Source organism: Rhodopirellula sp. MGV (assembly GCF_002251265.1).
Classification (GTDB): domain Bacteria; phylum Planctomycetota; class Planctomycetia; order Pirellulales; family Pirellulaceae; genus Stieleria; species Stieleria baltica_A.
Genome location: NZ_NPDI01000051.1, coordinates 35,778 through 43,666, shown reverse-complemented (window position 1 = coordinate 43,666; position 7,889 = coordinate 35,778). Strand labels below are relative to the sequence as shown.

Annotated in this window: 6 protein-coding genes; all 6 read right to left on the bottom strand. The window is 54.3% G+C overall.

What is annotated here, in order from left to right:
• On the bottom strand, positions 1–202 hold a 202-nt coding region (locus CGZ80_RS28725), incomplete at its 3' end, for a hypothetical protein (protein ID WP_233148515.1).
• Positions 203–230: 28 nt separating this feature from the next.
• A complete protein-coding gene (locus CGZ80_RS18545; RefSeq protein WP_094417200.1) occupies positions 231–1,133 on the bottom strand; it encodes an ABC transporter permease subunit in 903 nt (300 codons plus the stop codon).
• Positions 1,130–2,947, bottom strand: a complete 1,818-nt coding sequence (locus CGZ80_RS18540) for an ABC transporter substrate-binding protein (RefSeq protein WP_094417199.1) — start codon at positions 2,945–2,947, stop codon at positions 1,130–1,132. Before CGZ80_RS18540 ends, CGZ80_RS18545 begins: the two co-directional genes overlap by 4 nt.
• Entirely contained in the window at positions 2,944–4,137 is a 1,194-nt protein-coding gene (locus CGZ80_RS27680; protein ID WP_103296291.1) for a deiodinase family protein, read from the bottom strand. The genes CGZ80_RS18540 and CGZ80_RS27680 overlap by 4 nt, the downstream gene beginning before the upstream one ends.
• A 422-nt stretch (positions 4,138–4,559) precedes the next feature.
• The gene (locus CGZ80_RS18530; protein ID WP_094417198.1) at positions 4,560–4,958 is read right to left on the bottom strand and encodes a hypothetical protein; all 399 of its coding nucleotides are present in this window, start codon (positions 4,956–4,958) and stop codon (positions 4,560–4,562) included.
• Positions 4,959–5,087: 129 nt separating this feature from the next.
• Complete coding sequence (locus tag CGZ80_RS18525; protein WP_143544026.1) at positions 5,088–7,700, bottom strand: hypothetical protein; 2,613 nt, start codon at positions 7,698–7,700, stop codon at positions 5,088–5,090.
• Positions 7,701–7,889 lie beyond the last annotated feature (189 nt).

Genomic DNA, 7,889 nt, shown 5'->3' with positions numbered 1-7,889 from the left:
CCCGAGTCGTGGCGCTGATCGCACGGCCAAGCACTGCCGCATACGATCGCCCTAAATAATCAGTTCCCAACACACATTCGTGCTGTACGGTCCGGTCATACCAAGACGGTGGTGCAAAGCTATTGGCTTCGCGCTTCGGCTGAGCGGTGAACGATGAGGGAACGACTACAACCAGGCCGGTGATCAACAACAACGCCCACACTGTATATCGCCCACACCTTTGTCGAACACTACCAGTTGGCATGGCTTTGTGCCCCATCTGGATCCAGATAAACAGTGATGCCTTCCGCGATCAACACACCTGCTGCCAACACCAAAAAATACAGCAGCGTTGCGAAAGCAGCCATCTCAGCCTGTCCGTGTGTCGCAGCCGCAATGAATGCTTCCGCGACACCACCCAAACGAAACACACCTTCGACAAAGGCCGAGCCGACGACCAATCCCGCAAGACTGAATACCGCCTGCGTGAGGACGCCGGACGACACCAGGACGTTGGGAAGAACATGGCGTCGCCAAACCGTGACCGATGAAATACCACGTGCTCGCGCAACACGCACGTACTCCTGTTGCAGCACTCGCTGAATCCCATTGAGCCACAGCGCCGTGGTGCTTGGCACCATCAACACAACCAAGCTGGCAATCCCAACGCCCGTTCGAAGTTGGCGACTTGGGTGTGGATCAAACTGAATCATCACCAGATAAAACAGAATCACGACAACCAGCGAGGGAACCGCATGGGCGATCGGATAGAGTCTCTGTTGATGAAACTGGGCCCAGGGCCGCCAGCGAGTCGTCAGCCCGACAGCTAGCCCCAATCCGCATGTCCACCCGAGCAGCCAGCTCGACATTCCTATCGTCGCCGTGATCGGCAATCGACTCGCGACGATGTTCTTTACCGGCCCTGTACGCGATTGGCCAAAATCACTGAAGCGTGAACTGACAACGGTCTTGATCCAACGTGCATAACGCTCGCTGAAGGCTTCCGGTGGCGGCGGCTTCACATCACTCATTTGCAACCGCTCTTCGGCAAGTTCGTCGGTTCTGCTGACGATATAAAACGCAAACGTAACACTCAGCGTCCCAAACGAAATCAGAATCAACAACGTGGTCGCCAATCGCTTCACCCCTCTCATGGCTCGTCCTTCTCATCGGACGTTGCAGGTGCGACCAGATGTCGGATGCGAATATTCTCGATCACCGTCCGTTCGAAAATCGGGTCGTCCGCTCGGGCCGTCAACGCCATGCCGTTGATTTCATAGTCGCGGCGCACGGCGACCAGTTTGCGATCGTTGACCAAATGGAATGCTGGCTGCGCCGAAGACCACACCTTTTGCAATTCCAACATCGCTTCATCACGTTCCGATGGATCCGGTGAAGTCGCGTAAACTTGAAACAATTCGTCGACCTTCTTTTCCCAGTCCGTCGCGGGTGATTCTTGATAGGGATTCACAAAATGCATCGGACCTGAACTTTCAAAGAAGTGCTTCAGTGTCGTCGCGTTGGGAGCCCCGCCAAGCAGCATGACGGCCGCTTCGTAGTCGTACGTCTTGTCCAAGCGGATCGCGATTTCGCCAAATCGTTCTTCGACGACCTTCACACGGATTCCGATTTGCTCAAGCTGCGACTTCAATTCCTCAGCCGTCTTCCGTCGCCGATCCTCCTCATCGATGGAGGTGCGAATTTCGATTTCCAACGGAATCCGTCCACCAGATTCCTCGTAGGTCAGCCAACGTTTTCCGTCGGCATCCGGTTCGCCCGGAACGACATCCAGCTTTGCCAGTTCACGTAATGCCGCATCCCGATCAAACGCGGGTGTGACGTCTTCGAGCACTTCACTTGGAGCAACCCAACCATAGACCGGCGATGCCGGACCATATAGCGGTTCGGCATATCCTTCGTACACGCTGCGAATGATCGCGTGCCGGTCGATCGCATGTGCGATCGCACGTCGAAAGGCCACATTTTGAAAGAGCTTCAATCGCTCTGGGTAGGTTTCTGCCCATGGAACACGTGGGTTCTGATTGACCCAGAAAAAAGTACACCAACCGCTAACACCCAAATCCAGGATTTCGAAATCCGTGTTCTGGGAAAGCTGCTTTGATTCCAGCGGACCGACCAAGCGATACACGTTTCGGTCGTCATGCAAGAAATCAATATTCGATGTCGTTCCATCCGTTCGCTTCGTCAGCGTGATTCTCGGCAGATGCGGTCTCGGCGCAAGATCATCACCCCGATTCCAAAAATGATCGTTTCGCGACAACCGGATTTCCTGCGTGTCTTGTGACTCCACAAAGTAAGGACCAAACCCTTTGACAAATTGTGGCTCGGGTTCTGGAACACCGACCGCCTGACGCAGTGACTGAGGTGTTTGACAAACCTCTTTGAACACTTCGCGAGGGACAATCGTGACACCAGATACCGACCAATCAAACGTGTGAAACGGTTGTGACAGTCCGAATTGAACCGTCATCGGATCAATCGCAGTCACCTTAACGGGCTCACCACCGACAATCAAATTCGTACGCTGTTTGCAGTCGAACCGCGTATCGAGATGCAAATTAAAAGAAAACACCACGTCGTCGGCGTGCAGCTTCGTTCCGTCAGGCGTTGCCGCATCTCGTAAATGAAAGGTCCACGTCAATCCGTCCGCCGACACCTCGTGCGTCTTCGCCAACCCCGCGACCAAGCGATCTTTGACTGGATCGTACTGCAACAAGCTGTCGTGAATGATCGAAATCAGACGCCGCTCATAGGACTTATTGGTTTCGACAAAGTTGAAACCGCTCGGCGCGAGATAGATTCGATGAAGGTTGTCGACTTCTTCCCAAACGCGTTGTTCGCTGGATGCCGGACGTGCCATCCACCTTCCCGCGACCACGCCAATCGCCAAACAAAGCAGACCCGCGAAAATCACTCGCCCCGGACCGCTATTCTGTTGCTGAATCATTTGCCCGCCCCACTTGTTTGCGTCGACGTGTACTGCTCAAGCAATGCCATCACGAGTGCTTGGGCCATCTGGCCGGTCTTGAATCCGAACGGACCACGTCCGCTTTTAAAGGCGACTTTGCCGTCACGGTCAATGACATACATCCGATCGGGCATCCCACTGTATGCGTGACCGGTGGGGTCATCGATCTCGTCGACCAACATTGGCATCGACGCATTGAGTAATTTCCGACAACGACAGGCGTGCTCGACGCGCTGGTCATACGTCTGTGGTTGCGTCACTTCAATGCCAACAGCATCGTTGGATCCCATTCGCCAGCCATCGACGGGATGAGCCTCACGAACGTAGACACCTACAAACTTGGCTTGCGAATCGAACTGCTTTGCGATCGCATCTGCCACGGTAAACATCGAACGAAACGGCCCACAGGTAAAGTTGCCAAACACCAGCACGACGGGGAGACTGCCAATCATCTCTGACAACCGAATCGTTTGACCGCCGTCATGTGTTTGCAGACAAAAATCTGGTGCTGTGTCGCCGACCTTTGGACCTTCAAACGGTGACCCTAATTCTGCCGCCAACAATCCATCGATCAGCATCTCTCGCGTTGGCATATCGGTGGGCATGGCCATCGCGGGCGAATTACCGAGCACGGAATCACGAAACGCTTCGAATCCAAACGATTCATCGCCTCCGGTCATTCGGTCAAAGAACGCAAGCCAGGCTTCGCGTGTGACTTTGCCAGAACCGGACTTGTCAATTCGCCGAAACAGTCGGTTCGCCTGATAAGTCTGTTGAACCCATAAACTGCTATCGGACCAATCCAAATCTTCGGCGGTGACCTTTCCGTCCCGATCGCGATCCAGAATCTCGAACCAGGACTCATCTCCTTGAAACGCAGCACGCTCAATCGCATCAGATTCTGAAAGACCGTGCAACGATGCCAACCACTGCCAAGAATAGCGTGATTCCTCTGGGCCAAACCAGCCGCCGTTTGGCCCCATTTGTGAACCACGCAAGATGGCAAGTGCCATCCGCACGATTTCGGGCATACGTTGATTTTCATAAGCCGATTCGATCTGCTCGGGCGAGCATTCCAGCAGCTTCGCGATATCACCAACCGTATTGATTGGCGGTATCCCAAGTGGGGTTAAATCGACTGCAGAGATCGGGGAAACGATTGATGACATGAGCGGTTTATTCGGGAAAAATCGAGGTCAGATTGGCTGGGGATGGATGGCAGGCTGTTAATTTTTGTGTGTCGCCTTTCGCTCCCCGGAGGCAGCGTTCTCTACCGCTGTTTTTGCGACGTAGAAGGCGACATTGGGACGGTACAAATTTAAAAATCAACAGGCCGATCGTTCCGGCGCAGCCATTGCCGAGCGGCATGCAGCGTTACAGCAGCCTGTGTCGCGGCGGAACACAATGAGTTTCGTAACGATGTGGTAAACGCAATCGCCAAATGACGACTAACGTTTCGCAGTACAATCGCGGAAGCAAAGTAGAAGCAGCACAGTGGACGTTGCCTCCACGGCGCAGCACTTAGCATGCAGCGAATCACAGGGTTACAGAGTGTGGCGCAACAGCATCTGCGCCATGGAAGAAGACTTGCTTAACCGCGTGGTGGGTGCTCGACCGCGATGGGATAGCCTGCCAATGCCATCGCGTTTTGCCATTCCATCAAACAGCGAGGCTCGGATTCAGGTGTCGCAAGCGATAAACCGGCGATGACGACGTCGGTCCTGAGCTTCCAAACATCGGTTGTCGCGGGAGCGGGCACCGGTTGTCGATCTTGGCTTCGACAAGTTGGCCCGTCACATCGTGGAATTGGTTCGATTGGCGATGCGATGTGAAAATCACCCGCGGGAACTTCGTTTGCTACAGAAGCAGAATGATCGACAGCAAGCCAATCACCACAACTTGCGAACGCATTTTGGGTCGACGCCATCGATACCAAACATGCGATCGCAACCGCATAGAGGTACCTTTTCGATGACGACTCCAAATTCATACTGGCACAAGATCGTGGAACAGAACCGACGGGACTGTGACATTGTCCCTCATTGCCATCCCCCAGTCAACTTAATGCGTCATCATCCTGCGGAATCATTTCCCGCCCGACAATTCAGCCTTCGTTGAATCACACCTGGAAGACGTTCTGTGATTCCAACGGCAACTGAAAACCGTCCGAAATCCGAGTCATATAGAGCCCCCGGCACAGCCACCAAAACAGCGACATCCACTGTTTCGGACCATAGTCGTCTTCCAGTTCTCGATAGTCAGCCGCTGTGATCTCCCATGGTGCCGAAGTCAGCTTCTTGGCAAAAGCGAACGCCCTTTGCTGGGATGGCGGAAACATCGACCAATCCGTGCCGGACAGCAAACGCGTCCGCTTTGCGATCGAATCTTGGTCCAATCCGGCAACGTCGAGCAACATCTCGCAATGGCCCATGCAGTAGTTGCACTCGACCGCGCGCGTCTGCACCCAAAACAAACTCTCCTCCAAAATTCGCTCCCCGGGGCATTCGTCCCAGTGCGTACGTGTTGTGGTCGTCCAAGCTATCGCCAACTCAGGCGCATACCCATAGTTCACCAGACTCCACACGATCCGTGTTGGGTTGGCTTGCATCTCTGCAGGTAACTTTGCTTTGACTTCTTCCCAACTTGGAATCGGCAGTCGTGCCGTACGACTACGTTGTTCGTCCAGCCGGCGTTGTAGTTCGTCATAGCTGACCGCTCCCCAAGCCTCATCAACGGTCACCACCGGCACCCCGTCCGGGTCATAATCATCGTTCCCGTTTTCCTCCGGCATGATCGCTGATTGCCTCAAAGCTCCGGGAACGAACTCGATCTCCAATGGCGGCAACGGACCTGTCTCTTCAACAGGACAGTTCAGGCCATGCAGTATCCGATCTTGAAAATTTCCATACGCGGCCAACAACACCATCGCCGCGACTTGCTGATCGCCATATTCCGCCCGCAACTCTGAAAACAGCGAATCTGGGATCGTCGGTGCTGCCAACGTCAACAAACGCGCAAACTCGAGCGGTCGTTGATCAGATTCGGGCCAACACAACGGATCGCCGACTAGGATTTCGACTGCTTGTTCACTTGCCCCGGCCGCACGCAGGTCTGACAACGCGACTGCCTTGGAATAATCGCAACGATTCGCATTCGCAATCACCCAGCGTTGTTTCGCGAGAAGCGTCGCATCGATCGGACTGTTCAGTCGATGAACGGCGTCAAGCGACAGCATCGCAGCCGCAGTTCTTGGTAGCTGCGTTGCGACCGCCTTGGCCCAGTTGGGCAGTGGCTGCCCTGCCCCTGAAATCGCTTCGGGAAGAAGTCTCCAGGCTTCCTCATCCGATGGCAACTCGACTGTCAAATCATCAGCAGATCTCGCACTTGGTCGAACTTGGTTCCAATAATCGTAAAACACGTTTTCGTTTTCCAACGTCAATTGAAATCCGTTAGAAATCCGAACCATATAGTGGTACCGACTGGTCTGCATACAGATCGCCAATGCGAGCTTGTGCCCAAACTGACGTCGCAATTCCTTTGTGTCGCTTTTATCAACAAGCCACGGTGTATCGGAAAGCTTGCGTCCGAACGCAAACGCATGTTGATATTGCGGCGAAAATGATGACCAGTCCTCGGCTAACCGGCGACTGTGCTCGGCAATCTGCCCACTATCCATTCCGGCAACTTCCCAGTTCATCTCACAATGCCCCATGCAGTAGGGACAGTTCACCGAACGGGTGACGATCCAGAACAAGCTTCCGCCCAGAATCCGGTCGTAGTGCGGCCGAGTCTCGGCCCCCGATGTCCGCATGTAAATTTCGAATGGCACCGCCAGTTCGGGCGCATAGCCGAACACGATTCGATACCAAACAATCTCACTCGGTCGCGGCATCAACCCTTCGGGAAGCTGACTCGCACAAGTCTCCCAATCTGGAATCGGTAGACGTGTCGGACGTTCTCTTTGCTGTTGCAGGCGATCTTGCAAAACCTCATAGCCGACTCCCAACCAGTCCGCACCGACCTCGACCGGTTCGACTTCCAAGCCTCGATCATCGACATCGCTTGCACCATCCAACGACGTTGGCGAATGAACTTGCAAACTTTCCGAATCGAACCTGACCTCGACAGGTTTCAAAGGAGCAGGCTCCACCCGATCCGCGATACCCAGGCAACGCAACATACGATCTTGAAAGTTGGCGTATGCCATCAACAAAACCATTGATGCAGCCTGACGCTCCCCAAAATACCTGACCAATTCACCAAATTGGGCATCGCTCGTCCCAGCACTATCAAGACTCATCTGCCTAGCAAACGAAATCGCGGACCGATCACCAACCGCCCAGCCAGTCAGGTCGCCCGAGCGCAATTCCTCAAGCGTCTGCGGACTGATCCCCGCTTCCAACGCATCATTTTCGGCGACCGTCTTGGCGTAGTGACATTGATTGGCATCTGCCGCCGTCCAACGCATCGCGGCTCGCAAGACCGGATCCACAGGACTCGCCGTTCGCTGCGCAAAATCAAGCTGCAGGAGAGCTGCAGTACTTTTGGGAAGATCGGTTGCCAACATTCGTGCCCAAAGTGGCAACGCTTGGGAAACCCTTGAAACCGGCTCAGGCAATAGCTCCCAAGCTTGCTGGTCTGAAACCGTGACAACATCCAGCCCCATCTTTTGCAACCCCATGATCGCCGCCTTACGACAAAGTGAATGAACCAAACACGGATCATACCGCATCCGGACTCGTGCATCGTTATAGGGGATCACTCAAGCGATCATGGTCAATTGCTTGGCGAAATTTGAACACTCGATGCGAAACCAATGCGAACCGCGTTTCTTCGAAAGTGTCACTACGGTGCGATCGGCCGATGGGGTTCCGGCGGCACGGTTTGCCACGCTTCGCTGCGTTTGGCATTCCTTGTTCCG